At 61.3% G+C, this 24221-nt stretch carries 25 protein-coding genes and 1 pseudogene; 10 read left to right on the top strand and 16 right to left on the bottom strand.

Features of this window, described 5'->3' with window-relative positions; translation table 11 throughout:
* Positions 1-53 precede the first annotated feature (53 nt).
* On the bottom strand, positions 54-1229 hold the full coding sequence (locus ACFXS9_RS41180; protein ID WP_392699182.1) for a VWA domain-containing protein: 1176 nt from the start codon (positions 1227-1229) through the stop codon (positions 54-56).
* A gap of 141 nt (positions 1230-1370) precedes the next feature.
* Here ACFXS9_RS41180 and ACFXS9_RS41175 point away from each other — a divergent pair, with 141 nt between their 5' ends.
* The 3 genes from ACFXS9_RS41175 to ACFXS9_RS41165 all read left to right on the top strand — a co-directional run bounded on the left by ACFXS9_RS41175 (position 1371) and on the right by ACFXS9_RS41165 (position 4135).
* Positions 1371-1613 (top strand): GlsB/YeaQ/YmgE family stress response membrane protein, encoded by a 243-nt coding sequence (locus ACFXS9_RS41175; RefSeq protein ID WP_065744440.1) that lies wholly within the window; start codon positions 1371-1373, stop codon positions 1611-1613.
* A gap of 98 nt (positions 1614-1711) precedes the next feature.
* Positions 1712-2554 (top strand): MoxR family ATPase, encoded by an 843-nt coding sequence (locus ACFXS9_RS41170; RefSeq protein WP_057850028.1) that lies wholly within the window; start codon positions 1712-1714, stop codon positions 2552-2554.
* Positions 2555-2632: 78 nt separating this feature from the next.
* Positions 2633-4135 carry a flavin-containing monooxygenase gene (locus ACFXS9_RS41165; RefSeq protein WP_392699180.1) on the top strand — a complete coding sequence of 501 codons (1503 nt, stop codon included), beginning with the start codon at positions 2633-2635 and terminating at the stop codon, positions 4133-4135.
* 50 nt (positions 4136-4185) lie between these two features.
* Here the strand turns inward: ACFXS9_RS41165 and ACFXS9_RS41160 are convergent, their stop codons facing one another.
* Positions 4186-4854: a methyltransferase gene (locus tag ACFXS9_RS41160; protein ID WP_392699178.1), complete on the bottom strand. Its 669-nt coding sequence runs from the start codon at positions 4852-4854 to the stop codon at positions 4186-4188.
* A gap of 557 nt (positions 4855-5411) precedes the next feature.
* Between ACFXS9_RS41160 and ACFXS9_RS41155 the strand changes: the two are divergent.
* The 3 genes and pseudogenes from ACFXS9_RS41155 to ACFXS9_RS41145 all read left to right on the top strand — a co-directional run bounded on the left by ACFXS9_RS41155 (position 5412) and on the right by ACFXS9_RS41145 (position 8212).
* A pseudogene (locus ACFXS9_RS41155) lies at positions 5412-6462 on the top strand (Rieske 2Fe-2S domain-containing protein).
* Positions 6463-6466: 4 nt separating this feature from the next.
* Entirely contained in the window at positions 6467-7219 is a 753-nt protein-coding gene (locus tag ACFXS9_RS41150) for a GntR family transcriptional regulator (RefSeq protein WP_392699177.1), read from the top strand.
* Between the two features lie 9 nt (positions 7220-7228).
* A complete protein-coding gene (locus ACFXS9_RS41145; RefSeq protein WP_392699175.1) occupies positions 7229-8212 on the top strand; it encodes a PDR/VanB family oxidoreductase in 984 nt (327 codons plus the stop codon).
* A gap of 69 nt (positions 8213-8281) precedes the next feature.
* On the opposite strand, the gene ACFXS9_RS41140 is transcribed toward ACFXS9_RS41145, so the two are convergent.
* The 10 genes from ACFXS9_RS41140 to ACFXS9_RS41095 form a co-directional block, all read right to left on the bottom strand.
* On the bottom strand, positions 8282-8992 hold the full coding sequence (locus tag ACFXS9_RS41140; protein ID WP_392699173.1) for a hypothetical protein: 711 nt from the start codon (positions 8990-8992) through the stop codon (positions 8282-8284).
* Positions 8993-9044: 52 nt separating this feature from the next.
* On the bottom strand, positions 9045-9236 hold the full coding sequence (locus ACFXS9_RS41135; protein ID WP_392699172.1) for a hypothetical protein: 192 nt from the start codon (positions 9234-9236) through the stop codon (positions 9045-9047).
* A gap of 385 nt (positions 9237-9621) precedes the next feature.
* Positions 9622-9867 carry a hypothetical protein gene (locus tag ACFXS9_RS41130; RefSeq protein ID WP_392699170.1) on the bottom strand — a complete coding sequence of 82 codons (246 nt, stop codon included), beginning with the start codon at positions 9865-9867 and terminating at the stop codon, positions 9622-9624.
* An 872-nt stretch (positions 9868-10739) separates the two neighbouring features.
* A complete protein-coding gene (locus ACFXS9_RS41125) occupies positions 10740-11054 on the bottom strand; it encodes a hypothetical protein (protein WP_392699169.1) in 315 nt (104 codons plus the stop codon).
* Between the two features lie 16 nt (positions 11055-11070).
* Positions 11071-11334, bottom strand: a complete 264-nt coding sequence (locus ACFXS9_RS41120; RefSeq protein WP_392699168.1) for a hypothetical protein — start codon at positions 11332-11334, stop codon at positions 11071-11073.
* 204 nt (positions 11335-11538) lie between these two features.
* Positions 11539-11835 (bottom strand): hypothetical protein, encoded by a 297-nt coding sequence (locus ACFXS9_RS41115; RefSeq protein WP_392699166.1) that lies wholly within the window; start codon positions 11833-11835, stop codon positions 11539-11541.
* A gap of 129 nt (positions 11836-11964) precedes the next feature.
* A complete protein-coding gene (locus ACFXS9_RS41110) occupies positions 11965-13608 on the bottom strand; it encodes a GMC family oxidoreductase (RefSeq protein WP_392699165.1) in 1644 nt (547 codons plus the stop codon).
* 24 nt (positions 13609-13632) lie between these two features.
* Positions 13633-14226, bottom strand: coding sequence for a GNAT family N-acetyltransferase (locus tag ACFXS9_RS41105; RefSeq protein ID WP_392699164.1), 594 nt, complete (start codon positions 14224-14226; stop codon positions 13633-13635).
* A 180-nt stretch (positions 14227-14406) separates the two neighbouring features.
* The gene (locus ACFXS9_RS41100) at positions 14407-15333 is read right to left on the bottom strand and encodes an SMP-30/gluconolactonase/LRE family protein (protein WP_392699163.1); all 927 of its coding nucleotides are present in this window, start codon (positions 15331-15333) and stop codon (positions 14407-14409) included.
* 149 nt (positions 15334-15482) lie between these two features.
* Entirely contained in the window at positions 15483-16316 is an 834-nt protein-coding gene (locus ACFXS9_RS41095; RefSeq protein ID WP_392699161.1) for a GyrI-like domain-containing protein, read from the bottom strand.
* A 118-nt stretch (positions 16317-16434) separates the two neighbouring features.
* Between ACFXS9_RS41095 and ACFXS9_RS41090 the strand changes: the two genes are divergently transcribed.
* Positions 16435-17541, top strand: a complete 1107-nt coding sequence (locus ACFXS9_RS41090; RefSeq protein ID WP_392699160.1) for a mandelate racemase/muconate lactonizing enzyme family protein — start codon at positions 16435-16437, stop codon at positions 17539-17541.
* Between the two features lie 15 nt (positions 17542-17556).
* On the opposite strand, the gene ACFXS9_RS41085 is transcribed toward ACFXS9_RS41090, so the two are convergent.
* Positions 17557-17940 (bottom strand): hypothetical protein, encoded by a 384-nt coding sequence (locus ACFXS9_RS41085; RefSeq protein ID WP_392699158.1) that lies wholly within the window; start codon positions 17938-17940, stop codon positions 17557-17559.
* A gap of 206 nt (positions 17941-18146) precedes the next feature.
* Between ACFXS9_RS41085 and ACFXS9_RS41080 the strand changes: the two genes are divergently transcribed.
* The gene (locus ACFXS9_RS41080; RefSeq protein ID WP_334364544.1) at positions 18147-18380 is read left to right on the top strand and encodes a hypothetical protein; all 234 of its coding nucleotides are present in this window, start codon (positions 18147-18149) and stop codon (positions 18378-18380) included.
* Positions 18381-18606: 226 nt separating this feature from the next.
* Here ACFXS9_RS41080 and ACFXS9_RS41075 read toward each other — a convergent pair whose 3' ends face one another.
* On the bottom strand, positions 18607-19041 hold the full coding sequence (locus tag ACFXS9_RS41075) for a cupin domain-containing protein (RefSeq protein ID WP_392699156.1): 435 nt from the start codon (positions 19039-19041) through the stop codon (positions 18607-18609).
* Positions 19042-19337: 296 nt separating this feature from the next.
* On the bottom strand, positions 19338-19991 hold the full coding sequence (locus tag ACFXS9_RS41070; protein ID WP_392699154.1) for a glutathione S-transferase family protein: 654 nt from the start codon (positions 19989-19991) through the stop codon (positions 19338-19340).
* Positions 19992-20164: 173 nt separating this feature from the next.
* On the opposite strand from ACFXS9_RS41070, the gene ACFXS9_RS41065 reads away from it, so the two are divergent.
* Both ACFXS9_RS41065 and ACFXS9_RS41060 read left to right on the top strand, forming a co-directional pair.
* Positions 20165-21388 (top strand): polyhydroxyalkanoate depolymerase, encoded by a 1224-nt coding sequence (locus tag ACFXS9_RS41065; protein WP_392699153.1) that lies wholly within the window; start codon positions 20165-20167, stop codon positions 21386-21388.
* 194 nt (positions 21389-21582) lie between these two features.
* Positions 21583-22377: an extracellular solute-binding protein gene (locus ACFXS9_RS41060; RefSeq protein ID WP_392700291.1), complete on the top strand. Its 795-nt coding sequence runs from the start codon at positions 21583-21585 to the stop codon at positions 22375-22377.
* A 92-nt stretch (positions 22378-22469) separates the two neighbouring features.
* Here the strand turns inward: ACFXS9_RS41060 and ACFXS9_RS41055 are convergent, their stop codons facing one another.
* Positions 22470-24206, bottom strand: coding sequence for a protein kinase (locus ACFXS9_RS41055; protein ID WP_392699151.1), 1737 nt, complete (start codon positions 24204-24206; stop codon positions 22470-22472).
* Positions 24207-24221: the final 15 nt, after the last annotated feature.

The following is a 24221-nucleotide window of genomic DNA, read 5'->3' as shown; positions in this document are numbered from 1 at the left end:
GGCTCAGCAGCGCATCACTCCGTGCTGCCCTGCGTCCGAGGCACGCAATCCCGTTACCGCACCAATTCCTTCATCGCGGCTTCGAGGCCTTCGATCGTGATCGGATACATGCGATCCGAAAGCAGCCGGCGGATGATGGTGGTGGATTCCGAATAGTCCCAGTGTTTCTGCGCCACCGGATTGAGCCACACCGTATGCGGATAGGTTCGCGTGATGCGCTCCAGCCAGATCGCGCCGGCTTCCTCGTTGACATGCTCGACCGAGCCGCCCGGCACCATGATCTCATACGGCGACATCGAGGCGTCGCCGACGAACACCACCTTGTAGTCGTGCGGATATTTATGCAGCACGTCCCAGGTCGGCGTGCGGTCGGTGAAGCGACGCTTGTTCTGCTTCCACACGCCTTCATAGAGGCAGTTGTGGAAATAGAAATATTCCATGTGCTTGAACTCGGACTTCGCGGCCGAGAACAACTCCTCGACCTGCTCGATGTGCAGATCCATCGAGCCGCCAATGTCGAAGAACACCAAAACCTTCACCGCATTGCGGCGCTCCGGGCGCATATGCACGTCGAGATAGCCGTGGTTGGCGGTCTCCCTGATCGTGGTGTCCAAATCGAGTTCGTCGGGCGCGCCGGTACGGGCGAATTTGCGCAGACGGCGCAGCGCGATCTTGATGTTGCGGATGCCGAGCTCGACATTGCCGTCGAGATCTTTGAACTCGCGCTTGTCCCACACCTTCACGGCGCGGTTGTTGCGGTTCTTCTCTTGCCCGATTCTGACGCCTTCGGGATTGTAGCCATGAGCGCCGAACGGCGAGGTGCCGGCGGTGCCGATCCACTTGTTGCCGCCCTGATGGCGGCCTTGCTGTTCCTTCAGGCGCTGGCGAAGCGTCTCCATGAGCTTGTCCCAGCCCATCGCCTCGATCTGCTTCTTCTCTTCCTCGGTGAGGTATTTTTCCGCGAGCTTCTTCAGCCATTCGGCGGGAATGTCCGCCTTCTCCATAGCATCCAGCAGGCTTTCCAGCCCCTTGAACACGGTGCCGAAGACGCGGTCGAACTTGTCGAGGTTGCGCTCGTCCTTCACCAAAGCGGCGCGGGAGAGGTAGTAGAAATTCTCCACCGTCTGATCGGCAAGGTCGGCGTCGAGCGCCTCCATCAGCGTCAGATATTCACGCAGCGTCACCGGGACCTGCGCGTCGCGCAACGATGTGAAGAATTGCAGGAACATGGGATACAGATTGCCCGCCGGGCGGCACACGTCAAGAGCCAGAGCCTGTCAAAGGCCAGCGCATAGCTGTCAGGCCTAGACCGGGTGGGTTTTTCAATTACAATTGACCTGCAAAAGGCTTATTCCGGCAGGGGAAATTCAATGGGAATCGTAGCGGCGCTGATCATTGGCGGTATTGCGGGCTGGCTTGCCGGGTTGATCGTGCGCGGCGCAGGCTTCGGGCTGATCGGCAATATCGTGATCGGCATCATCGGCGCGCTGCTGGCGAGCTGGCTGTTGCCGCAGCTCGGCGTCAGCCTCGGCGCGGGCTGGGTCCGCGATATCGTCAACGCCACGATCGGCGCGGTGATCATCCTGGTGATCCTGTCACTGATCAGGCGCTGACGAAGCCGCAGCAACTCCAATCGCGACCGCCGGACCGGCGGTCGTTTACTGTTCAGGCCGCGAGCGGCTGACGAACGAACAACAAGGCAAACGGATAGATGAAATTTACCGGCACCAAGGACTATGTCGCCACCGACGACCTCAAGGTCGCCGTCAACGCCTCGATCGTGCTCGAGCGCCCGCTGCTGATCAAGGGCGAGCCCGGCACCGGCAAGACCGTGCTGGCGGAAGAAGTTGCGAAAGCGCTCGGCGCGCCGCTTCTGACCTGGCACATCAAGTCGACCACCAAGGCGCAGCAGGGCCTTTACGAGTACGACGCGGTGTCGCGGCTGCGCGACAGCCAGCTCGGCGATAGCAGGGTTTCCGACATCTCCAACTACATCAAGCGCGGCAAATTGTGGGAGGCCTTTACCCACGACAAGCGCCCGGTGCTTCTGATCGACGAGATCGACAAGGCCGACATCGAGTTTCCGAACGACCTCCTGCTCGAACTCGATCGCATGGAATTCTTCGTCTACGAGACCGGCGAGAACATCAAGGCGAGCCTGCGCCCGATCGTGATGATCACCTCGAACAACGAAAAGGAACTGCCTGACGCGTTCCTGCGCCGCTGCTTCTTCCACTACATCAAGTTTCCCGACGCCGACACCATGGGCCGGATCGTCGACGTGCACTTCCCCGGCATCAAGAAGCGCCTGGTGGAGGAAGCCTTGCGCATCTTCTTCGAGGTGCGCGAAGTGCCGGGTCTGAAGAAGAAGCCCTCGACCTCGGAGTTGCTCGACTGGCTCAAGCTTCTCTTGAACGAGGACATCACCCCGGAAATGCTGCGGGAGCGCGATCCGCGCAAGCTGATCCCGCCGCTGCACGGCGCTCTCTTGAAGAACGAGCAGGACGTGCACCTGTTCGAGCGGCTGGCGTTCCTCAGCCGACGCGAAGTGTAATCGCTGACGACCGCGACGCCAGAACCTGAGGTTCTGGCGTTTTGCTTTTCGTACGACAAACCAAAAAGAACAGGGAAGATGAACGTTCAAAGCCAGATCGACGCAACGTCGCCCCGCACGACCGAGCATTTCGACGTCCTGATCGCCGGCGCCGGCATCTCCGGCGTCGGCGCCGCCTATCACCTCACCACGCAATGCCCGGGAACGACGTTCGTGGCGCTCGAAGCGCAAAAGACGTTCGGCGGCACCTGGACCACCCACCGCTATCCCGGCATCCGCTCCGACAGCGACCTGCACACCTTCGGCTACCGCTTCAAGCCATGGACAACAGCGCCGATCGCGAGCGCCGCGGAAATCCTGAAATACATGGGCGAGGTGATCGAGGAAAACGATCTCGCTCCTCACATTCGCTATCGGCACACCATCACCTCGGCCAAATGGTCGAGCGAAGAAAACCTCTGGACCATCGAAGCCACGCGCACCGACACCGGCGAGAGGCTGCGCTTCACCACCAATTTCTTCTGGATGTGTCAGGGCTATTACCGTCACACCGAGGGCTATACGCCGGAGTGGAAGGACATGGCCAAGTTCAAGGGCCCGATCGTCCACCCGCAGAAATGGCCTGAAGACCTCGATTACAAGAACAAGCGCGTCGTCGTGATCGGCTCGGGTGCTACTGCTGCGACGCTGATACCGGCGCTGGCTCCCGACTGCGCTCACGTCACCATGCTGCAGCGTTCGCCCACCTATTTCCGCACCGGGCGCAATGCGATTGAGATCGCCGAGGAACTGCGGAAACTACAGGTCGACGAGACCTGGATTCACGAGATCACACGACGGAAAATCCTGTTCGACCAGGACGCCTTCACCCGCAAGACGTTTGCGGAACCGGAAGCCGCCAAGAAGGATCTGTTGTCGGCGGTCGAAGCCTATCTCGGCAAGGACTACGACATCGCGACCCACTTCACGCCAAAATACCGGCCGTGGCGGCAGCGCATCGCCTTCATTCCCGACGGTGACCTGTTCCAGGGCATCAAGTCCGGCAAGGCGTCCGTCGTCACCGACGAGATCGACCGCTTCACAGAGAAGGGAATCCTGCTGAAATCCGGCAAGGAACTGGAAGCCGACATCATCGTTACCGCGACCGGCTTCAATCTCTCCGCCACCGGCGACATCGAGTTTGCCATCGATGGCAAGCCGCTCGACTTCGCCGATACCGTGACCTATCGCGGCATGATGTTCACGGGCGTGCCGAACCTCGTCTGGGTGTTCGGCTATTTCCGCGCGAGCTGGACGCTGCGCGTTGATCTCGTTGCCGACTTCGTCTGCCGGCTGCTCACGCACATGAAGGAGACCGGCGCGAAAAAGGTAACGCCGCAGTTGCGCCCCGAAGACCACAACATGCCGCTGTTGCCGTGGATCGATCCGGAAAACTTCAATCCTGGCTACATGATGCGCGGCATGCACTTGCTGCCCAAGCGCGGCGACAAGCCGGAATGGCAGCACAACCAGGACTACTGGGCGGAAAAGGACGAATTTCCGGCGATCGACCTGAAGGACAAGGCATTCGTTTACGGCTGAGGCCGCAGCCTGATCCCGGGTGACGGTGACGTTCCGTCACCCGGCAGTCATCAAGCGGGACGCGCCTCAATCACGTTGAAGCGGCCGGCAGGGTAGCTCGTGACCAGCTCGAAGCCGCTCTGGTCGAGCAATTCGCGGTACTGTCGCTCGGTGCGCTCGAGCCCTCCCGGCCCGCGAAGCATGTTCAGATCGCTCAGCGCCTGCTCTCTGTCCTCGTCCGCCATGGATGGCCTCTCCGGCATCAGCCGTTCGACCAGAAGCAGCTTGCCTCCGTCCGGGAGCGCCTTGCGACAGTTTTGCAGGATCGCGACACTGCGCACATCATCCCAGTCGTGAATGATGCTCTTGAGGATGATCGCATCTGCGATCGCCGGCACGGCCTTGAAGAAATCGCCGGCCACAAATTCCACGCGGTCATCGACACCGATCTGCCTGAGATGCTTGCCCGCGGCCTCGGCACATCTCGGAAGGTCGAAAACAGTTCCGCGCAGTTTGCTGTTTTGCTGCGCGATAACGCCGAGCAATTCGCCGGATCCGCCGCCGACGTCCATCAGGTGGCGTATCCCGCTGAAGTCATAGGACTGAAGGACATTCGGCGTGACAAGACGGGTAAGCTCCACCATCGCCACGTTGAACTTGTCCACAATCTCCGGCGTCCGGCCCATCAGCTCGAAGCTGTCATCGACGCCTTGCAGTTGCGCCGCGGTCTTGCCGGTCATGATCGACTCAAGCATTCCGCTCCAGGATTTTGAAATCAGTTCGGTCTCAAGGATTGCCCAGCCCTTGACCGAATGCTTTGCGGAGCTATCGAGGCAGGCCCCCATGTCCGTCAACGCATAGCGATCTTCGCCGGTTCGCGAACAGATGCCGATGGTGGAAAGCGCGGTAAGCAGGCGTCCAAGCGACCGCTCATCCGCGCCGGTTGCCTTGGCGAGCTTGCCGACCGTCTGCGGTCCGTAGCTCAACAACTCGGCGAGCCCCAGTCTGGCCGCGACATAGATCACCGCCGTAACACGTTGCGACTGGATCAAATCGAAAAGCCTGAGGGCCGATACTTGAGATGACATCGCGCCTCCTGTTGTCGTGATTGTTGATCTCCCTGCGGACTTGCGCGCTTGACCCATCAAGGGTGGCGCCTAACCGGGATGAATGAAATGAACCAATTCACAAATCTTATGTATACCATAGAGGTATTTTAATACTTCAATTTTGGTATATTTGCCAACCAGCCGCAATTTGTGTATACAAGCTGTGCCCATGACGAAGGAGCGCAGCCATGCCATCAGCCTTCCCCCTCAATGCCTGGTACGCCGCCGCCTGGGACGTCGACATCAAGCGCGCGCTGTTTCCGCGCACGATCTGCGGCAAGCATGTCGTGATGTACCGCCAGTCCAACGGGCGGGTTTGCGCGCTGGAGGACGCCTGCTGGCACCGCCTGGTGCCGCTCTCGAAGGGACGACTCGACGGCGATACCGTCGTCTGCGGCTATCACGGGCTGAAATTCAATGCGCAGGGCCGCTGCACCTACATGCCCTCGCAGGAGACCATCAACCCGTCCGCCTGCGTGCGTTCCTATCCGGTGGTCGAGCGCCATCGTTTCATCTGGCTGTGGATGGGCGATCCGGCGTTGGCCGATCCCGCGCTGGTGCCCGACATCCACTGGAACGACGACCCGGCCTGGGCGGGCGACGGCAAGACCATTCACGTCAAATGCGACTACCGCCTCGTCGTCGATAATCTGATGGACCTGACCCACGAAACCTTCGTGCATGGCTCCAGCATCGGCAATGATCACGTGGCCGAAGCCCCGTTCGACGTCACCCATGGCGACAAGACGGTCACCGTGACGCGCTGGATGAAGGGCATCGACGCGCCGCCGTTCTGGGCCGCGCAGTTGCAGAAGCCGGGCCCGGTCGACCGCTGGCAGATCATCCATTTCCAGGCGCCCGGCACCGTCAATATCGACGTTGGCGTCGCGCCCGCCGGCACCGGCGCGCCGGAGGGCGACCGCTCGCAGGGCGTCAACGGCTTTGTGCTCAACACCATGACGCCGGAGACCGACACCACCTGTCATTATTTCTGGGCCTTCGTCCGCAATTACCGGACGACCGAACAGAAACTGACCACCGAAATTCGCGAAGGCGTGTCGAACATCTTCCACGAAGATGAAATCATCCTCGAAGCACAGCAGCGTGCGATGGACGAGAATCCGGATCGCACGTTCTACAACCTCAACATCGATGCGGGAGCGATGTGGGCGCGGCGCGTGATCGACCGGATGGTGGCGCGCGAGGAGCGCACCGCAGACCATGCAGGCTGCGGAGTGAGGAAATGAGCGAGCGCGACGCCGAACGTTCCGTCTCGCAGACCGTGCGGGCGCAGCTCGCGCTGCGCGACATGATTCTATCAGGGCGGCTGCGCCCGGGCGAACGCATCAGCGAATTGCAGGCGGTCGACATCACCGGCGTTTCGCGGACGCCGGTGCGGCTGGCGCTGGTGCGGCTGGAGGACGAAGGCCTGCTGCAGGCGATCCCGTCCGGCGGCTTCATGGTGAAAGCCTTCACCGAGCGCGACATTCTGGATCTGATCGAGCTGCGCGGCACGCTGGAGGGCCTCGCCGCGCGCTTTGCGGCCGAGCGCGGCGTCAGCGCGCGTAGCCTTGAGCCGCTCAAGGAGTGCCTTGCCGATCTCGACCAATTGGTTCGGCAGGACCCGATCTCGGTCGAAGCCTTTTCCGCCTATGTGACGATGAACGCGCGGTTTCACGCGCTGCTGAACGAATTGTCCGCAAGCGCGCCGCTGATCCGGGAGATCGACCGCGTCTCGGCGCTGCCGTTCGCTTCGCCAAGCGCGTTCGTGATGGCGCAGTCGGCGCTTCCGGAAGCGCACCAGATCCTGCTGATCGGGCAGGATCATCACCGCATCGTGGTCGATGCGATCGAGAACCGCGAGGGCGCGCGGGCCGAAGCCGTGATGCGCGAACATTCCCGCCTCGCCGCGCGCAACCTGCGGCTCGCGATCCGAAACCGCACGCATCTCGATTTGCTGCCCGCGCTCGCCCTTTTGAAATCGCCAGTCGAATAGAGGTAGCCCATGCGTTTTGCCGAGCAATGGAGCTGGTGCACCGTCGAATCGATCCGCGACGTGACGCCAACGATCCGCGAATTCCGCCTGCGTCCTGAAAGCGGTCATATCACACCCTACCCGGCCGGCAGCCATATCGGCGTCTCCGTGCTGATCGATGGACAGCCGGCGCGGCGCTCCTATTCGCTGGTGGAGAATGACGACGCCGGCACTTATCGCATCGCGGTGCGGCTGGCGCCGGATAGCCGCGGCGGCTCGCGCGGCATGTGGAATTTGCGAGCTGGCGCGCGGATCGAGACTTCGAATCCGGCCTCACTGCTGGAGATCGATTGGAGCAAGCAGAACTACTGCCTGATCGCGGGCGGCATCGGCATCACGCCGATCACCGGCATCGCCGCCGCGCTGTACCGCAGGAATATCGACGCCACCTTGCACTACCCGGTGAAATCGCGCGGCGATGCAGCCTTCGTCGACGAACTCTCCGCGCTGCTCGGCAATCGATTGATCGTGTACGCCTCCGACGAAGGCGCGCGGCTCGATCTCGAAGCCACCTTCCGCGCCCTGCCGGACGACGCCATCGCCGTCATCTGCGGGCCGATGCGGATGCTGGAAGCCGCGCGGCGCGCCTGGAATGATTTGGGCCGCGCGCCCGCCGATCTCCGCTATGAGACCTTCGGCTCCAGCGGCTTGATGCCGACGGCGGAATTCCGGGTGCGGCTGAAGGATACGGACACCGAACTGGTGGTGCCGCAGAACAGCTCGATGCTCGACGCGCTGAACGGCGCCGGCTTCGAGGTGATATCGGACTGCCAGCGCGGGGAGTGCGGCGTCTGCGCCGTGGATGTCGTGGCGATCGAGGGCGAGATCGATCATCGCGACGTGTTCTTCAGCGATCAGCAGAAGCAGGACAACCGCAAGATCTGCCCCTGCGTGTCGCGCGCGATCGGTGTCGTGACCATCGATACGCTGTACCGGGCTGAGGCTTTGGCGTGATGCCGCGATTTGGGCGACGCGGTCGTCAAACAGGACCTCCGAGTCTCACGTAACGGACACGGAGCTTCGCTATTGTGCTGACGAGAGGCGGACTATCTGGCGCCCGCTATTCATCGCCTTGAGATTGTTGACGTACTCCTCTGGGCGCTGCCAGCGGTGAGGAACTTTCAATCCCATGAATTCCGCGATGTCACCGATAAACGCCGTGCAATTGGTTGTTTCAGCGTTCCAGACCGGTGAACTCGCCTGTAGTTTCTTGATGTATGCGAAAACCTTTTTTGCGTCCGGCTCGTTCAGGTAAACTCGATAACTGGCGGTCAAGTACTGCGGATCAAGATCGCCATAGCTTGCCGTGGTCTCGGACGGCACCCACAGCAAATGACCAAGTACATAAGCTGCAGTGTCTCCCGCAGGGGTAAGGCCCGCGACTTCAACTGCTCGCTCGCTTGTCTTGCCGAACCAGACGAAAGCGTGTCCCCAGCTCGCCGCCGTCCTGGCTCTGAAATCAACGTAGTACGGGCCCTTTGCTGCTCCCGATCCCGGCTTTCGTGTCGACTGTGACGCCGGTTTGGATTCAATGGACGCCGCCTCACTGGAGACAAGCGCGTTCGCAGCGGCGGCGCGCTTGTGGACCTCCCGATTCTGGGAAATGAAACGTTCCGAGCGGGCGCGAGTGTCAATCTCGCGTGCAGAAGCGGATTGGATGTTGCACTGAAGCAGGACAGCGAGTGTGAATCCCGCAAGCAAGCAAATTCCCAACCTCTTCGGCCTATTTGACACGCTTCGCCCTTCAACTGTCGACGACAAAGGTCAGATTCAGCGAGACCTTAAGTCAATACCGCGCATAAGGCCGCGGCGGTGCGACAGGCGTCTTGCCGATTGGCGTCTTCCCGATTGGGGTCTTGCCAATCGGCATCTTGCCGACTTGGGCCGTCTGATAGACGGGTTGTCGGCGCGGAATGTCGGCAGCACTAGCGGCAGTCACCACGGCAAGCGTTGCACCGACAACAATCACAATTTTCATCACGGTACTTTTTCTCCAGGTTAGAAGAAACGAGGCAGTAGACTGCTTCGCGTTCCCCTCAGACCCGCCGGGAGCATGACCGTCGGAATACGTCTACAGTGCGGCAGATCAGACAGGTTCGAACGATAGGTCTTCAGTGCGGCAGATATGAGACACGCGGGAACTTCGATCCCTATTGGGTCGATGGGTGCGATAGCCGAACACCATCGTCGCGCCAATCCATCCGATGGCGAGCCAAGGCGATATTGACGACGGGCCTCCGTTGTTCGGCTTAGAGTCACACCCGGAAGTCCGGAGGTGATCGGCAATAGAGCAACGGAGGCTGCCATGCGGGCAGCCTCTCTCCATGCATTGAAGCTATCCGCACACCCGCCGCCTACTGCCGTCATGGCGAGTCATCCCAACGTGGAGATGAAACGACAGGGCTCACGCCCATTCCGAACTCACGTGTGGGCTTCCGATCTGTCCTCAACAACCGTTGCGCGGCCTCGGCGTTGGTGGCGCAGCGCTCGAGCCAGCGAGCCACGAGAAGATCAACCCGCGCGGCAAATCGCCGTCGAGCCGCTGCCAGCACAGGCCTCGCGTCCAAGCTCTGATCGAACGGTTTCTTGACGTCGTTGCGGGCGTTCATCTTGCCCTCCTGCCGGTTCGGCGGAGGGAGTGGCCCTGCGCCGAGAGTTACACTCTTGCTTTGCGGATCAGCCCCGCTTCGAGCTGAAAGTTCGGACCCCGCGTCATCACGGGCATGCACGACCAATCGGCCAGCCGAATAAGCGGCCGGACGCGGGCGGCAGTCTCTGCGATGTGTGTGCGCGCGTTACGCATTGCGGTCCTCAAGAGTGCAGGCAATTTCACCCGCGGCGAATGTCATGATCTAAGCGCAGAGAAATTTCGGCGCGTCAAATGTTTTATGTTCAGAGGTACGGAATTTGTTGCGTGCCAGTAATTTTCGAACGCCAGCGGAGCCGGGTCGGTTCGAAAATTTCAGGCTGTTATCCGTTGAGCGGAAGTGGCGGTTTACTTCGCCATGTCCGGTCTACCCCGGGAAGCACACCAATCGGATGGATTGGCTTGTCCACCGGGGTCGTCATTCGCTGAACTCACATCCCATCTCCGGCACTTCCGTTCTGCCCGCGAGAACAGACGTTGCCCATCGTGATCGTTATGCCGGCGATGGGCCAAAAGCCGTCGTCAGGACTGGCAGCAATCAATGAGGGGATAGCGCCCTCATCGTTGAAAATGTTCGATCCAGATCTGTAGCAAGGCAAACGAGGATAGAATCATCATCGCGTCGATCAACACCCACGCAATGAGCACGCCATAGAACGCTTCGGGATGTTCCACTCGGTCATACACCCGCCTTGCTGCCGCTTCGACTGTCCCTGCTCGGACCGCTGAATGAAACACACGGGCAGTGAGATAGAGCGAACACATTCCCCCAGAACAGAAAGACAAAGATAGATTGTTGCTATGATCATCGGCCACTACCAACTTGCGCCTTTTCTAACCTTGCTGGTCTTGCTTGGGGATCAGGCCCAGAATAACCCAGCCGAAGAAACCCACGATCACAAACGATGTAACAACAACGAAGACGAACAGGGTCGGTTCTTCGCGGTAAGTAACCGAATGAAACGGCGTAAAACGTCCGGCGTAAAATACTCTTTCCGCAAAAATGGCGAACAATACTTGAGTGAAAGCAATTAGCCACAATACGCCTAGCGGAGCGAAAATCGCCAGTACCTTGAACGTGCGCATCGTTGCGTTTGTTCTGCGTGTAATTCTGACTTCCCTGTCTTCCATGATCGGTCGCTTTGCCATCGATGTCTGCTTCGAGTCAGCGGCCCGTCATGAATTTGTGAAGCTCACGCATGGTCGTGTCGGACGGCAATCCAAACTCTCGAAGAAGTTGAGAGCCGGTGTAGTAGAACACTGCTGCAGCCATAATTGCCGACATCAGCGCAGTGAGAAACACGTCGCCGAACCCCATATCCGGGCGTCCAAAGATGAACAGCGAGCACAGTGGCGTCAAAGCCGCCCCCGACAGGGAAAGGCCAATGGGAAGAGTATACGAGATCAGCACGCTGCCAAGCCGTTGCATTATGCCGGTCTATCACGTTCAAGTAGCGCTTGGGAAAATCGAAACGCTAGACTTTTAATCAAATGCGGGGGGCACTCACAATATTGCGCCGAGGGCAGCAGCCAAGGTCGGCTTTGGGGTCACGAGCGGCATTACTCTAACTGATCGTAAGATTTCCGCTTCTCCGTCAGAAGCAGACATCTACGCCTTTATGAGTCCACGCCCCTAGAAGAATTCGTCGAGAAACGCCGCCGCTTCGTCCGAGATGCCGGCGATCTTGTTCGTTGCCTGACGATAGAACTTGAAATTGAGCTCGGTCCCGGGCTGGCCGTCTTTCCAGTCGGTGAAGTGCTTGAGTTCGCTCCGCCCCAGCGGCCGTTTCGCGAGCGCGGTGCGTCGGATGGTGACGCTCACACGTGGTGTTTGCCTGGTGATGCCGCGCTTCCTGGCGATCGCTTCGGCCGAAACCACAACGCCGCGCGCGATAAGGCCTTGCCCGCCCTCGTTTTCGCTCGCGAACACGAAACCGTGTCGCCTTCGGCGATATGCTTGCCGCCATACATGGTCCTTTGCGCTGACAACGCGAACGTCTTCGGCCGCAGATCGGAAATCTCGGCCTTGATCGCGAACGCCATGCTCCTCGTGCCAATGCTAGGCCGACACCGGGAATCTGACGGCTTCCAGCGCGGTCTTGCCGCGGATCATGTCGGAGGCCTTGTCGGCGATCATCAGGGTGGAGGCGTTGAGATTGGCCGAGATCATGCGCGGCATGATCGAGGCGTCGACGACGCGCAGGCCCTGCAGTCCGTGCACGCGCAACTGGTCGTCGACCACGGCCCATTTGGCATCCGCAGGGCCCATGCGGCAGGTGCAGCCGGGATGGAATGTGGTGGTGCCGCGCTCGGTGGCGGCCGCCAGGAATTCGTCGTCGCTCTGCACCTTGGGTCCGGGGAAATCCTCATAGGCGTAGTATGGCGCGAGCGGCTTGGACGCGAGCAGCCGGCGCGCCAGTTTCATGCCGGCGACGACGACGCGGCGATCGATCTCTTCCACCAGATAATTGGTCTGGATGATCGGCGGCGCGAACGGATCGGCGGAGCGGATGCGGACATAGCCGCGGCTCTCCGGGCGCTGCTGCCATGAGGCGACCGTCATGCCGGGCTCGTCCTCGAGCTGGCCCTGCACCCCTTCCTTGTAGCTCGCCGGCGTAAAGGTGAGCTGCAGGTCGGAACTTTCGGTGGTCTCGCCGGAGTGCCAGAAGCAATAGACCATGGTCGGCGACAGCGACAGCAACCCGCGCCTCGTCGTCGCCCATTTCAACGCCTCGACCCACAGGCTCAGGCCGCGCCTGAGTTCATTGATGGTCTTGATGTTCTTGACGCGTGCGACCGAGCGCGGCGCGTAGTGATCCTGCAGGCCTTCGCCGACGCCCGGCAGCGCGTGACGGACCTCGATGCCGTGCGATTGCAGCAGTTCGGGCGAGCCGACGCCGGACAATTGCAGCACCTGCGGCGAGTTATAGGCGCCGCCGGAAAGAATGACTTCCTTGTTGGCGCGCACCTCGACGGGCGTGCCGCCCTTGCCGCCCCGGAGATAACGCACGCCGACCGCGCGCTTGCCCTCGAAAATGAGGTTGGTGACATGGGCGTGCGTGCGCACATCAACATTCGGCCGCTTCCGCGCCGGATGCAAAAACGCCTTCGCGGCGCTCATGCGCAGACCGTTCTGGATAGTGCGCTGGCAATAGGAGACGCCCTCCTGGATCGCGCCGTTGTAATCGGGATTTTTGGGGATCCCGAGGCTGACGGCACCTTCCATGAACGCCTCGCACAGCGGATCCTGCCAATCCATGGTGGTGACGGTGAGACTGCCGTCGCGACCACGATAGGTCTCGTCGCATTCGCCGACGCGGCACTCCAGCCGCTTGAAATAGGGCAGTATGTCCGGATAGCCCCAGCCACGGTTGCCGAGCTGCGCCCAGGTATCGAAATCCTGGCGCTGGCCGCGGTTGTAGATATGACCGTTGATCGACGACGAGCCGCCCAGCGTCTTGCCGCGCGGCGCGTAGATGCTGCGCCCGCCGGTCCATGGCCCCGGTTCCTGCTGATAGGCCCAGTTGACGCTCTTCATGTGGAACGTCTTGATGAAGCCGGCCGGCAGATGGATGTAGGGATGCCAGTCCTTGCCGCCTGCTTCGAGCACGCAGACGCGGCTGGAAGAATCTTCGCTGAGCCGGTTGGCGAGCACGCTGCCTGCGGAGCCCGCGCCGATAATCACATAATCGAACGTTTCCATCGTCTCTTTTCTGGCGCGGCTTAGTTACCGCGGCTTATCGTTGAGTTGATAATTGAGATGCGCCTTCACCGTCGGCCATTCGCTGGCAATGATGCTGTAAACCACGGTGTCGCGCAATGTCCCGTTCGGCGCGATCTGATGGCTGCGAAGGATGCCGTCCAGCTTGGCGCCCAGGCGCTCGATGCCGCGCCGGCTCTGGTGATTGAAGAAATGCGTGCGGAACTCCACTGCAATGCAATTCAACTTCTCGAACGCGTGCGTCAGCAGCAGCAATTTGCACTGCGTATTGAGCGCGCTGCGCTGCACGCGCTTGGCGTACCAGGTCGAGCCGATCTCGACGCGGCGGTTGGCGGCATCGACGTTCATATAGGTCGTCATGCCCGCGATCTTGCCCTCGGCGTCATAGACCGTGAACGGCAGCATCGATCCCGCCGCGAACAGGCCGAGCCGGCGATCGATTTCTTTTCCCATGTTTTCGGCGGTCGGAATGGCGGTGTACCAGAGCTTCCACAGCTCGCCGTCGCTGACCGCTTCCACCAGGCCGTCGATGTGATCGTGCGACAACGGCTCCAGCCGCGCGTGCTCGCCGCGAAGGGTTACCGGTTCAAGAAAGGCCATTCGAAAACTCCGTTCTCTCCTCGTCATTGCGAGGAGCGACAGCAACGTCGTCATTCCGGGGCGATGCGCAGCATCGAACTATGGGGCGCCCTTGCGCCCCTGAGAATCTCGAGATTCCGGATCTGGTCCTTCGGACCATCCCGGAATGACGCACGCAGTTACTGGCCTGCGATGCGACCATCATTTGTTCAAAAAGTTCAGCGCCAGTCCAGGCCGCGCCCAATCCATCGCGATCAACTGGCCCTTGCCCGACAGCGTGATGTACGCCGTCTTCAACTCCGGCCCGCCGAAGGCGATGTTGGTGGTGACGCGGTCGCCCGTCGGCACCTGCTCGACCAACGTGCCGTCGGGCGCGATCACCGAGATGCAGCCCGACACCAGCGTCGCCACGCAGACATTGCCGTTTGCTTCCACCGCCATCGAGTCGAACATCTGATAACCACCGAGCCCTGCGATCGGCTTGCCGCGCTCACCGCGATAGATCACGTCGCGCGGCTTGATCGTGCCGGGCTCGGAGATCTCATAGGCCCACAGCCGCGCAGTCGGCGTCTCCGCGATGTACACTGTCTTCTCGTCCGGCGACAGGCCGATGCCGTTAGCGGGCAGCACGCCGTGCACGGCCTCGACGATCTCCGTCATGCCCGGCTTGAGATAGTAGAACGCGCCGACATCCATCTCGCGGGCGCGGCGCTTGCCGAGGTCGGAGAACCAGAGGCCGCCGTGCCTGTCGAACACCAGGTCGTTGGGGCCGCGTAGGGCGTGCTCGCCGCATTTGGTGACGACGGTCTCGATCTTGCCGCTCTGCAGATCCACGCGCTGGATCGAGCCGCCCTGATAATCATCGGGCTGCGGCCCCGGCATGATCATCTTGCCGGTCGGAATCCAGCTAAAGCCGCCATTGTTGCAGATGTACATCTTGCCGTCGGGGCCGAGCGCCGCACCGTTGGGGCCACCGGGAATTTGCGCGACGATCTCCTTGCGCCCGTCAGGATAGACCCGCGTCAGCCGCTTGCCACGGATTTCGACCAGCACCACCGAGCTATCAGGCATGACAACCGGGCCTTCCGGAAACTCCAGATCGGTGGCGAGAACGCGGATATCGGCCATGAATCCTCCCGGCTTGCTTTTGGCTGCAGGCGGATTTCTGGCTCGGCCCCGCACGCGCAACAATTCGTTGCGGCTGTTATGGCAAAGTCGGTTTGGCTTGCCAAGCAAGGGCGGGCGATTACATGGCGCAGGGCAGCATTGCGGAGACGCTACTCCTTGACCGGAATCCAGATCTCCAGCCCGCCATTGCCCGTGGCGGGGTCGAAATTCTCGTCGTAGCGCTCGAAGCTCGGCGCATCTGCTGCCTTCATGCCGGATGCCGGCAGCCAGTGATTCCAGATAGTGTTGACGGTGCGGCGGATCGTCGAGATGTGCTCTGCGTGGGTAAACACCGCATACTTCTGCTCCGGAATCCGCACGCGGGCGAACTCGCGCGGCAGGTCGGAGAAGTCGGCAACTTCGACGCCGGCGATGTAGTCGAAGCCGGAATCGTCGCCATTGCAGCAGACGCCGTAGGCGACTTTGCCGATCCGCGCGGGAATGGCGTCGACCTTGTGGTGAAACTGCTCCCACTGGTTGGGAATGCCGGCGCCGCCGTTCTCATGCGTGCAGCGTTCGCTGATGCCGGCGATGAGCAACGGCTTAGAAGTTTCGAAACGCGGCGGCTTGAGGGTATCGAGCAGGGTTGAATCCATCATGATGGGCTCCTGAAGCTTGAGATGATCGAGGCACGTTGCGGCGCGGACCGCTTCGGGCGTTGTGCCGAAATGGTCGCGGAACGCACGGGTGAACGCTTCGTGAGAACTGTAGTCCGCATCCAGCGCGAGGCTTAGAATGTCGGGCGCGCCGGCGGCCAGCGCCTGCGCCGCCTTAGTCAGCCTGCGGGCACGCACATAACGCATCACCGAAAGGCCGGTCGCGGCGGCAAACGCCCGCACCAGATGGAAACGCGAGACGCCGGCAATGCCCGCGATCTCATCGAGCGTCAACGGGTCGGCGAGATGGCTTTCGATGTACCAGAGCGCTTTCTGTGCTGGATTCATGGCTCACAGCTTTCATACGAAGCGTTGGTATTATCGGCGATTGCGCCGCGCTTCATTTGACAGTCCTTGCTCTTCGATCGTGCCACTGACAAGGTAGGGAACGCTTTCGGAGGGTACCATGCTGATCACCAATGTCCGGGCGCACCATATCCGTATTCCCTATGACGCCGGTGTCGCGAGCTTCAAGCAAGGCGCATCCACCATCTCGGCGCTGGAAATCGTCATGGTGGAAGTTTCGACCGACGCCGGCATCACCGGCTGGGGCGACGCCTTTGCCTATGTCTGCCCGCGAACCAGCTACGCCGCCATCGAGGAAATGATTGCGCCGCAGGCGCGGGGACAGGAAGTCCCAGACGCGGCCGGCATTCCCGCCTTCATGGAACAGATCCAGCGCAACCTGCATCTGTTCGGCCGCTATGGCATCACCATGTTTGCCATCTCAGCGCTGGATATTGCGCTGTGGGACCTCGCGGCAAAGGTCAAGGGCGTGCCGTTGCACCGCCTGATCGGCGCAGCCAGGCGCTCTCGGATTCCTGCCTATGCGAGCCTGCTGCGGATCGGAAAGCCAGAGCTGATCGCGAGCGAATGCGAGACCGCGCTGCGGCAGGGCTACAAGGCGATCAAGCTGCACGAGACCACGACGCCTGCGGTATATGCCGCGCGGCAGGCGATCGGCGCCGGCATTCCGCTGATGGTCGACTTGAACTGTCCGCTGAATGGCGAGGCCGCGATCGCCTTCGCGCATTCCTGCCGCGACGCAACGCCGATGTTCCTCGAGGAGCCGGTCTGGCCGCCGGAAGATTTTGCAACGCTGGCCGACGTGCGAAGCAAGGGCGGCCTCAACGTTGCAGCAGGAGAGAATGCCTGCACGGTTCATCAATTCAGGCAGATGCTGAAGGCGGGCGCGGTAAGCCATGCGCAACCCTCCGTCATCAAGGTCGGCGGCATCACCGAATATCTCAGGGTCGTCGACCTCGCCGACGAATCCGGCGTCAGGCTTGCACCGCATTCACCGTATTTCGGCCCGGGCTTCCTGGCGACGCTGCACTTGATGTCGCTGCGCGACGACGCGAGCTTTGTCGAGGTGTTCTCCATGAAACGCGCCGCCTGCTTGTGGCGCGGCCGCATCGACGTCGATGCCAATGGCAATGTGGAGGTGCCGCAGGGGCCGGGACTTGGTTACGAACCGGATAAGGCCATCATGGAGCAATACCGCGTGGCGTAATCCGCGGCGCAGCCCCTACTTGGTGCCGTCTTTCGGCGTCGCCGCATCCTTCGCAGCAGGCGCTGAATCCTTCGCCGTGGGCGCGGCGGTCTTCTTCGCATCCTCCGCCGCCTTGTTCTGCGCCGCCTGCAACTCGCCGACCAGCTTCTGCAAGCCAATGACCGCGTTCTTCAGCGCCTCGATCTGCCGGTTGCTGGCATCAATTTTCTGCTGATGATCGGTGGTGAGTTTTGTGATCGTCTTCTGCAGGAAGTCGACATTGCTCTGCAGGCAAGAGGTGCGCCGCTCCATGGTTTTTTCGACGGTGCAGATCTCGATGCCGGGAACGTCCTGCGCGTGGACGCTCGCCGGCAACAAAGCCATCAGCAGCGTGATGGCGACGATCATGATCCTGGGCATCGGAGCAATCATCAAAATCCTCGTTCCACAAGCATCTCACGCAGGGGAACGTCTATCACGGCAATTTGCGCGAAGCAGGGCCCCGTCCCCAGAGATATCATACTGATACCTCATTCAGGCGTTGTGCTTCATCCCGTTAACAGTGGATGGATTTCGCCGCACCTCAAACCGGTGTGTTTGCCGGGTGCGGCAGTGGAGATTGATTGATGGCAACGCGTGAAAAACGACTGGCGCAGTTCGATGGCAACGGGGAGCCGCCGCCGAACCTGCCGGTGGAAGTTCTTTGCGAGGATCACAGCGGAACCTATCAACTGCCGTTCGCCTGCCGATGGATCGACGGTCAATGGCGCAATGACAGGACCGGCGGCATGGTCGAGGCCACCGTGGTCGGTTGGCGACTGCCGCGGCCGAGATCTGAAAACGCCGCGGAAAGGCCCTGAGCCGTCGCAGATTGCGTCAAAATGCGACGGACGCGCGCGGAACTTTAAGGTTCGGAACAGCTACGGAACGAACCGCGGCCGAATCACTGATTTGGTGCCGTACGCTCCTGTTCACGGCTAGATGTCGGGCGCCATCCCGCGAGGCGCACCACATAAAGGACCACGGCAATCGGCCGCAGCCAGCGGCCGACGACAAAGGTTAATTCCTCAGGCGACGACATGGCGGTCAGCTCCACGGCGTGGGCGGCGGCACGTTGTCGACCGCGGGAGGCACGTCGACGGTCTTGAAGTCGGCGGGGCTGACGATCTCGAGGTACTCCATGTCCTTCGAGTAATCGTACAGGTAATGCGTGATGCCGGGCCGCTGGTGCACGACATCGCCGGCCTGCACCAAGGTCGACTTGTCCTCATACATGAAGCGCGCCCAGCCCTTGGTCATGATCACGATCTGGAATTCGCATTCGTGCTTGTGCCAGCCGGTGCCCTCTTCGGGCGGCAAGTCGGGATTGGCCTTGACCAAATGGCAGATGACCTGCCCGCCGGTGGCATCGGCAATGCCGAGATCGCGGTACAGGAAGAAGTCGCGCAGACCTCCGCCCTTGAACTCGGTATCGCCGGGTTTGACGTGAGAGAATTTGCTGACGACAGCCTGCTTGTTCATCGAAGCCTCCACGGTTCGCGTTGGCGGGACCGCGACAGGCGAAGAGCGTCCAAATTTTCGGCAGCGTCGCATCGTCGCGTTCACGGCTGCATGCTGCTATGCGAAATCCACGCCAGTCGCGTTGCACTGCGGCGATTGCAACAGCGAACCGCTTGGCTGAAGACAGGAATCCGGCTTTGTCGGCCTGTGGAAAAAGGCCGACGGACAGCGCGCACGCCGGTGCGGCTGGCATAGGCTTGAGCAAGGCCTGCCCGCCGGCTGGGCCCTGCAAACGGGCAAGGCGGCGCGCGGCCTGCCTAATATTCGACCTCGAGTTCCTCGATATCGGCCGGCTCGGCCTTGGCGGCCTCGATCCATTCCTGCATCTCTGGCATCGCCATGATGGTCTTGGCGTAGGCCGCGAGGGTGGGCTCGAGCTTGACGTCATAGGTCATGAAACGGGTCACGACGGGCGCGTACATGGCGTCCGCCATGGTGCGCTCGCCGAACAGGAACGGCCCGCCTGATTCCGCAAGGCATTCGCGCCAGATGGTGCAGACCCGGTCGATATCGGCCTGCGCGCGCGACCAGATCTTGAAGCCGGGGAAATGGTCCTTCAGGTTGACCGGCAGCGAGGCACGCAGCGTGGTGAAGCCCGAATGGATTTCGCCGCAGATCGAGCGGCAATGGGCGCGCCGGATCCGGTCGGCCGGCAGCAGGCCAGCGTCCGGCATGACCTCGTTGAGGTATTCCGCGATCGCCAGCGTATCCCAGACGGTGGCGCCGTCATGGCGCAGGCACGGCACCAGGATCGACGACGACAGCAGCAGGATTTCGGCCCGCGCCGACGCATCGTCCGGGGCGGTGACCACCTCCTCGAACTCCAGCCCTGAGAATTTCGCGAGCAGCCAGCCGCGCAGCGACCAGGACGAGTAGTTCTTGCTGCTGATTGTCAGTGTGGTCTTTGCCATATGGCCCCTCGAACCCCCAAAACGCCTCCGCCCAGGCTGGGACGGCCGACCGCGCCGCCGCCCAGTGCCTGTGCGTCGGGCATTTGCGCAGCAAGCCACGTGCCAGTTTTAGAGGCGGCCAGGCCGGCTCTGGCGTCGATATTGCATGGCATCACAAGACGGGGCAGATGTGAATGATGTCGATGATGTACCAGGCCTATCAGAACCACATGGACCTGACGTCGCCATGGCGGACCGGGGCCGCAGCGGCCCTGAAATATCTCAATCTGGTACCGCAGGGCGTCTCCGACAAATTGTTCGGCCGGCTGGCCGCTTCGCTCGAACTGATCTCGCGCTCCTCCCTCACCTATCACCGGCCAGCCTATGGCATCGACAGGGTACTGGTCGGCAATCAGGAGCTGGAGGTAACCGAGGAAGTCACGTTCGCCACCCCATTCGGATCGCTGCTGCACTTCAAGAAGGAGCTTGCGCCGGAGCAGCCGCGGCTGTTGCTGGTGGCGCCGATGTCCGGCCATTTCGCGACGCTATTGCGCGGTACCGTGAAGACGCTGCTGCAGGACCACGACGTCTATATCACCGACTGGCACAATCCGCGCGACATTCCGCTTCATGCCGGCCGGTTCGGGCTCGAAGATTACACCGATCACCTGATCACCTTCCTGGACAAGATCGGTCCGCGTGCGCACATGGTCGCGATCTGCCAGCCGTCGGTCTCGGCGCTGGCTGCGGCTGCCGTGATGTCGGAGGATAATCACCCCGCCCGCCCGGCGACGCTGACCCTGATGGCCGGGCCGATCGACAGCCGGATCCAGCCAACCAAGGTCAATGAATTCGCCAAGAGCAGGCCGATCAACTGGTTCGAAAAGAACCTGATCAATTACGTGCCGGTGCAGTGCAAGGGCGCGTTCCGAAAAGTCTATCCCGGCTTCGTGCAGCTCACCGCCTTCGTATCGATGAATCTGGAACGCCACATCAAGCAGCACATGGACCTCGCCAATCATCTCGCCAGGGGCGAGAAGGAAAAAGCCGCGATCATCAAGACCTTCTACGATGAATATTTTGCGGTCATGGACCTGCCCGCCGAGTTCTATATCGAGACCGTTCGCGACGTGTTTCAGGAGCATCTGTTGCCGCAGGGCAAACTGATGCATCGCGGCCGGAAGGTCGACCCGGCCGCGATCAGGCGCATGGGCCTGATGACGGTCGAGGGCGAAAAGGACGATATCTGTTCGCTCGGCCAGACGCTGGCGGCACAGGACCTCTGCACCGGCGTGCGCGCCTATCGCAAGGTGCACCACATGCAGGCCGGCGTCGGCCACTACGGCGTGTTCTCCGGCAAGCGCTGGAACAACGAGATCTATCCGCTGCTGCGGGACTTTGTGCATCTGAACTCGTGAGGGGGCGCACCGCTCTCTCCACGTCATTGCGAGGAGCAAAGCGACGAAGCAATCCATTGGCTCCTCGTGCGCCGAGAGATGGATTGCTTCGCTTCGCTCGCAATGACGGAGTGGCGGGTCTAGCCGTCCTCCCTCTCGCGCGCTAGCATTTGCCAAGGTCGACCGCTCAAGAGTCGTCCCGGGAGGAATTCATGATGCGGCTTTCAAAAACACTTCGCACCCTCGCGCTTACCACTCTCAGTGCGTCCCTGCTGACCGTCACAGCCACGGCTGCCGAGGTGCGCGTGATGATCTCGGGCGGACTGTCGGCCGCCTACAAGGCGCTGGTTCCGGAATTCGAGCGCAGCACCGGCCACAAGGTGCTGACCGCTTACGGGCCGTCGATGGGCACGACCACGAATGCTATCCCGATGCGGCTGGAGCGCGGCGAACCGGCTGACGTCCTGATCATGGTCGGCTATGCGCTCGACGATCTCGTCAAGAAGGGAAAGGCGACCGCTGACAGCAAAGTCGATCTCGTCAAGTCGCCGATCGGGGTTGCCGTGAAATCGGGCACGCCGAAGCCCGACATCTCTACGCCCGACGCGCTCAAGCGCGCGCTGCTCGCCGTCAAGACCATCGCCTATTCCGACAGCGCCAGCGGCGTCTATGTCTCGACCGAGATGTTCGGCAAGCTCGGCATTACGGAAGCCATGAAAGACAAGGCGAGGAAAATCCCGGCAACGCCGGTCGGCGAGATCGTCGCGCGCGGCGACGCCGAGATCGGCTTCCAGCAGATCAGCGAATTGAAGCCGGTCGAAGGCATCGAAATCGTCGGCCCGCTGCCGGACGAATTGCAGAAGATCACGGTGTTCTCCGCGGGGATCGCCGGCGTCTCGAAGGAGCCGGAGGCCGGCAAGGCGCTGATCAAGTTCCTCGCCTCTCCCGCCGCGCGTCCCGAAATCGTCAAGAGCGGGCTGGACCCGATTCCGGCGGGCGCGACGAACTAAAGCACTGCAGGGCCTGGACACAAAATCGCGAAAACAACCCCATGCAAAGTAGGTTTGCGCCCTCACGAAAAGCCAGACGCGGACGGGGCGCCTTACCGATGCCCACCGTGCTGGATTGCCAGCAGCACGATGACGGCGAGCGCCAGCACGACCGTCGTGGTTTTCCAGAACAATAGAGGATTGCGCTCGATCAGCGGCGTCGATGACGTCGAGAGATAGTTCGCGTTGGGTTGACGCAAATCGAACAGAAATTCCGAAAAACTGTCGTAACGCTTGTAGGGATTGGGATGCACCGCCTTTTCCAGCGTGCCGTCGATCCATTGCGGCAGTTCCCGGTCGCCATGCGACGCCGGGCGGTAGACCAGTCTGTTGAATTGCGACCTGGTCCGCGCCTTTGCGATCTGCGCGCCGTAGGGCAGTTTTCCGGTCAGCATCTGATAGGTGATGACGCCGAGTGAAAACAGGTCCGAGCGCATCGTCGCCGGCTCGCCGAGGAAATATTCGGGCGCCGTGTATTGCTGGGTGCCGAGAATGTCATTGCGGATGCCGGATGGCTCGGCCTCGACCACGCCCGTGATTTTCGTCGAACCGAAATCGATGATCTTCACGGTACCCGTAGCATCGATCATGATGTTGTCGGGCCTGACGTCCTGGTGCAGCATCTCCTTGCGGTGGAACGCGCGCAGCCCCTTGGCGATCTGCTCGACGATGCCGCGCACGGCTTCCAGGCTCGGTTTCGGATTGTCGATCATCCATTGCGTCAGCGTCTGCCCGTCGATGTATTCGGTCGCGACATAGAGGAAGTTACGCTTGCGCTGCAGCAGGCAGGGTTTCAGCACATGCGGGCTGTCGATCCGTCGCGCTACCCACTCCTCCATCATGAACCGCTTCAGGTAAGCGGGATCGTCGCGCAAATCGATCGACGGAATTTTGATGGTGACAACCGCATCGGTGTCGATGTCGACGGCGAGATAGATATGGCTCCGGCTGGAGCCGTGCAGCTCGCGGACGATCCGGTAGCCATCGAAAACCGCTCGCGCCTCGAGCAGCGGCGGCAGCGGCAGCTCACGCGGCTGAGCGAACACTTCGGCTGCGGCGCCGTCGGGCACTTCATCGACGCGGACGATCTGGACGGTGAGATTGTCCTTGCTGCCAGCTTCAAAAGCCTGGTCGACAATCCCCTTCGCGGCCGCATCGAGATCGGCGCCGCCTTCGTTCACCGCCTTTGCAATGCGACGGGCGCTAAGATGCTCGTAGATGCCGTCGGTCACGAGCACAAAGACGTCGCCCGGCTCGAGCCGCAGCATCTGGTAGTCGATCTCGATTTGCGGATTTACGCCGAGCGCCCGGCCGAGATAGCTCTGCTGCGACGAGATGACGATGCGGTGGTCGTTGGTCAATTGCTCCAGCGTATTGCCGGAGAGGCGATAGATGCGGGAATCGCCAATGTGAAAGAGATGCGCCGTGGTCGACTTGATGACCATGGCGGATAGCGTACAGACGTAACCGCGGTCCTTGTCATAGGCATACTGGCTGCGCGTCTGCGAATGCAGCCAGGAATTGGTTGCCTCCAGCACACGCTGCGCCGAGGTGCGCACCGACCAGGATTCCGAGGTGCAGTAATAATCGGTCAAGAATCCCTTGACCGCGGATTCCGCGGCGACCCGGCTGACCTTGCTCGTGCTGATGCCGTCGGCCAGCACGATGGAAATGCCCTTGAGGCTGAGCAGCGGCTCGTCCGGGATCAGGACGCCATGGAAATCCTGGTTGGTTTCCTTGAGGCCCTTATCGGAAAATTGTCCGACCGATATTTTCAGCTCGCGCGGCATTCCCGGCTTTCACGA

Origin of the sequence: Bradyrhizobium sp. RDI18, assembly GCF_043203335.1 — a bacterium.
Taxonomy (GTDB): Bacteria; Pseudomonadota; Alphaproteobacteria; order Rhizobiales; family Xanthobacteraceae; genus Bradyrhizobium; species Bradyrhizobium retamae.
The sequence above is the reverse complement of the archived record's forward strand: the minus strand, read 5'-3'. Positions and strand labels throughout refer to the sequence as shown.

Excerpts from the sequence above, each read along its gene's own strand:
- ACFXS9_RS41180 (WP_392699182.1), bottom strand. The coding sequence starts at position 1,229 with ATGTTCCTGCAATTCTTCACATCGTTGCGCGACGCGCAGGTCCCGGTG.
- ACFXS9_RS41175 (WP_065744440.1), top strand. The coding sequence starts at position 1,371 with ATGGGAATCGTAGCGGCGCTGATCATTGGCGGTATTGCGGGCTGGCTT.
- ACFXS9_RS41170 (WP_057850028.1), top strand. The coding sequence starts at position 1,712 with ATGAAATTTACCGGCACCAAGGACTATGTCGCCACCGACGACCTCAAG.
- ACFXS9_RS41165 (WP_392699180.1), top strand. The coding sequence starts at position 2,633 with ATGAACGTTCAAAGCCAGATCGACGCAACGTCGCCCCGCACGACCGAG.
- ACFXS9_RS41160 (WP_392699178.1), bottom strand. The coding sequence starts at position 4,854 with ATGACCGGCAAGACCGCGGCGCAACTGCAAGGCGTCGATGACAGCTTC.
- ACFXS9_RS41150 (WP_392699177.1), top strand. The coding sequence starts at position 6,467 with ATGAGCGAGCGCGACGCCGAACGTTCCGTCTCGCAGACCGTGCGGGCG.
- ACFXS9_RS41145 (WP_392699175.1), top strand. The coding sequence starts at position 7,229 with ATGCGTTTTGCCGAGCAATGGAGCTGGTGCACCGTCGAATCGATCCGC.
- ACFXS9_RS41135 (WP_392699172.1), bottom strand. The coding sequence starts at position 9,236 with ATGAAAATTGTGATTGTTGTCGGTGCAACGCTTGCCGTGGTGACTGCC.
- ACFXS9_RS41130 (WP_392699170.1), bottom strand. The coding sequence starts at position 9,867 with ATGAACGCCCGCAACGACGTCAAGAAACCGTTCGATCAGAGCTTGGAC.
- ACFXS9_RS41125 (WP_392699169.1), bottom strand. The coding sequence starts at position 11,054 with ATGGCAAAGCGACCGATCATGGAAGACAGGGAAGTCAGAATTACACGC.
- ACFXS9_RS41120 (WP_392699168.1), bottom strand. The coding sequence starts at position 11,334 with ATGCAACGGCTTGGCAGCGTGCTGATCTCGTATACTCTTCCCATTGGC.
- ACFXS9_RS41110 (WP_392699165.1), bottom strand. The coding sequence starts at position 13,608 with ATGGAAACGTTCGATTATGTGATTATCGGCGCGGGCTCCGCAGGCAGC.
- ACFXS9_RS41105 (WP_392699164.1), bottom strand. The coding sequence starts at position 14,226 with ATGGCCTTTCTTGAACCGGTAACCCTTCGCGGCGAGCACGCGCGGCTG.
- ACFXS9_RS41100 (WP_392699163.1), bottom strand. The coding sequence starts at position 15,333 with ATGGCCGATATCCGCGTTCTCGCCACCGATCTGGAGTTTCCGGAAGGC.
- ACFXS9_RS41095 (WP_392699161.1), bottom strand. The coding sequence starts at position 16,316 with ATGAATCCAGCACAGAAAGCGCTCTGGTACATCGAAAGCCATCTCGCC.
- ACFXS9_RS41090 (WP_392699160.1), top strand. The coding sequence starts at position 16,435 with ATGCTGATCACCAATGTCCGGGCGCACCATATCCGTATTCCCTATGAC.
- ACFXS9_RS41085 (WP_392699158.1), bottom strand. The coding sequence starts at position 17,940 with ATGCCCAGGATCATGATCGTCGCCATCACGCTGCTGATGGCTTTGTTG.
- ACFXS9_RS41080 (WP_334364544.1), top strand. The coding sequence starts at position 18,147 with ATGGCAACGCGTGAAAAACGACTGGCGCAGTTCGATGGCAACGGGGAG.
- ACFXS9_RS41075 (WP_392699156.1), bottom strand. The coding sequence starts at position 19,041 with ATGAACAAGCAGGCTGTCGTCAGCAAATTCTCTCACGTCAAACCCGGC.
- ACFXS9_RS41070 (WP_392699154.1), bottom strand. The coding sequence starts at position 19,991 with ATGGCAAAGACCACACTGACAATCAGCAGCAAGAACTACTCGTCCTGG.
- ACFXS9_RS41065 (WP_392699153.1), top strand. The coding sequence starts at position 20,165 with ATGATGTCGATGATGTACCAGGCCTATCAGAACCACATGGACCTGACG.
- ACFXS9_RS41060 (WP_392700291.1), top strand. The coding sequence starts at position 21,583 with ATGCGGCTTTCAAAAACACTTCGCACCCTCGCGCTTACCACTCTCAGT.
- ACFXS9_RS41055 (WP_392699151.1), bottom strand. The coding sequence starts at position 24,206 with ATGCCGCGCGAGCTGAAAATATCGGTCGGACAATTTTCCGATAAGGGC.